The sequence below is a fragment of the Kitasatospora sp. NPDC101155 genome, assembly GCF_044768305.1.
In the GTDB taxonomy this organism is placed as follows: Bacteria; Actinomycetota; Actinomycetes; order Streptomycetales; family Streptomycetaceae; genus Kitasatospora.
On the sequence record NZ_JBIWPN010000146.1, the window covers coordinates 1 to 2,444 of the forward strand.

Consider the following 2,444-nt stretch of genomic DNA (forward strand, 5'->3'; position numbering starts at 1 on the left):
GCGAGGTGGGCCGCCGGGCGAGGTGCCAGCATGTGAGCTGGCCCTTTTCCCAGCGGCCTCCTCCCGAACCCGTCGTGCGGCGTTAACCGCAACGGGCTCTCCAGTGACGTCCGTGAGGTGCGCTTGCGCAGTCAACATGGATGCGGTCGTGGCAGGTTGGGCAGACTACGAGAGTCTTTTGCCGTTTCCTGGCCATGAGGGCGGCCCAGTTGGGTTGTTCCTGTCCGAAGAGGTCGAGGTCTGCGAGTTTGCGGATCTGGTGGACCGCGATGTTCTCGGTCATTCCGCAAAGCTCGCAGAACCCGGCCAACAGCCTTCTGATCAACTTGCGTTGACGTGGTGCGGAGACTGCTCGGTCAGGATCGCGGTCCTTGAGGAGCGCGTCCTTTCTGCGTTGGAGTGGGATTCCGCCGAACCGGGCGACCAGCGGTTTGCTGCTCGGGGCACGGGTGATGCTGACCTGGAGGCACTTGCGCGGCCCGGCCGGGGTTGCGATGGTGGCCTTGTACTTGCGGGCCATCTTCGAAACGGTCGAGCGGTGCTTGTCCGCCAGGGAGCACAGCAGCGAGGACTGCATGACCCAGTGCAGCCGGTTCAGTCGGTGGACGTCGCCGGCCAGCAGGTAGTACTGGACGATCCCGCGATACCTGGCGCCGAAGATGCTGACGAGGTTGTAGTCGTCGTGTTTGTACATCGTCGGCTGGTGCGCGGGTTTTCCGCGTTTCAGGTAGGACGCGCTTTTGGCTTTGATCACGTCTTTCGGGACGTGGAGGGTGATGGTTCCGTTCACCGAACGGCGGAGCCGTCGGTTTCCCTTCTTCCGTTCAGACCTTCCGTCGTCCCGTTGAGTCCTGATCTCGTAGCCGAGGAATCTGGCAGCCTGTGTTCTGGCGTGGGTGACCAGGGTTTTTTCCTCGGACAGTTCCAGCTTGAGGTCGTTGCGCAGGAACTGTGCGAGGCGCTGTTTGATCTCGTCGGCTTCGGCCTTGGGTCCGGCGAACCCGAGGAGGGTGTCGTCGGCGTATCTCACATAGCGCAGGCGGCGGTATCCCGGGTCGTTCATCTCCTGACTCGGGAGAGCGTGAAGCCGTTTACGCAGGGCGTGCGCTGCGGCGCGGTCTTCGCGCCTTCGGGCACGCTGGATGGCCGCTTCGACCCGGCGGTACTCGGGGTTCCTCGCCCTGAGTTTCCCTCGGGTGTGTTCCGGCATGAGAACTTTCTCGACGAAGGTGTCCAGCCGGTGCAGGTAGATGTTGGACAGGATGGGCGACAGGACGCCGCCTTGTGGAGCGCCGCTCAGCGTGGCGTTCCATGTCCAGTCCTCCAGGTATCCGGCTTTGAGCATGTTGCGCACCAGCCGTAGGAACCGGTTGTCGTGGATCTTCTCGGCCAGGGTTTCGAGCATCGCCCGATGATCGAGCGCGTCGAAGCACTGGGCGATGTCGCCCTCGATGAACCAGCTGGTCCCGGTCCAGGTGAGTGCCACGTCGCGCAGTGCGGTGTGGCATCCCCGGCGGGGACGGAAACCGTGGGAGTGGTCGGAGAACTGCGGCTCGTAGTACGCCTCCAGCAGGAGGCGCATCACCTCGCCGACCAACTTGTCCGTCCACGACGGCAGGCCCAGCGGCCTTCGTTTCCCGTTCCTCTTCGGGATGAAGGCCCGCTTGACCGGCTTGAACCGGTGGCGCTCGTGACGCATCGCGTCGATGACGCGTCCGATCTTCGCCAGCGACATGCCGTCCGCGGTTTCCCCCGTCGCCCCGGGTGTCATCGCCCCTTTGTTGGAGTAGATGCGCCCGTAGGCCATGAGATACAACTGCGGGTTGAACATCTGTCGATAGAGTTCATTGCACGGCAGGCCTCGCCTGCCGCGTTCACGGAGGATATCAAGTACCGCTTCGGCGCTCTGCATTACGCATACCTTCCGGTTCCTTCGATATCCGGTCACCTGTGTCCCTTGGCCCTGCGGACGGCTTTCCCGTCCTCCCTGGCAGGTCGTGACTCCTGCGACTACTACGGACACTCCGTCACCATGGGGCTCGCGCCCTTTAGGTGATCCCCTGTTCGTCCTGGCTGTACGTGCTAGCGCGACTTAGGCGCCCCACTCATCTCCTTGAATGTCCTCGCTGGACATCGTCCCGCTCCCCGGAGTTGCGCAGGTGTACGAGGGCCTGCTGCAGGGAGCGGCGCCGGTTTCGGATATCTTTCCGGCGGATCTGCCTTTGAATCGACTGGAGATTAGGGTTCAGGCAATCCAGCTTTCGCCGTATCGCGCGGGCCCCACGGCGCACCGCCCCTGATATCTGGGCTCGGTCACCGCTTCTCTGGCATGCTACGGTCCCCTTAGTCTTTCGACGCCAGGTAAGCCATTGGGCCCAGGAATAACCTCCGAATTCCTCCCGGCTCTACCGGGAATACAACCAGGCGCTTTCAGGGCGCACTCG

General features: G+C 63.1%; 1 protein-coding gene. It reads right to left on the bottom strand.

Annotation, left to right across the window (positions count from 1 at the left end; translation table 11 throughout):
• Positions 1-82: 82 nt before the first annotated feature.
• The gene (locus ACIRYZ_RS46435; protein ID WP_402955795.1) at positions 83-1,912 is read right to left on the bottom strand and encodes a reverse transcriptase/maturase family protein; all 1,830 of its coding nucleotides are present in this window, start codon (positions 1,910-1,912) and stop codon (positions 83-85) included.
• Positions 1,913-2,444 lie beyond the last annotated feature (532 nt).

What these genes read in the sequence shown, in the direction of transcription:
- ACIRYZ_RS46435 (WP_402955795.1), bottom strand. Translation starts at nt 1,912, where the DNA reads ATGCAGAGCGCCGAAGCGGTACTTGATATCCTCCGTGAACGCGGCAGG.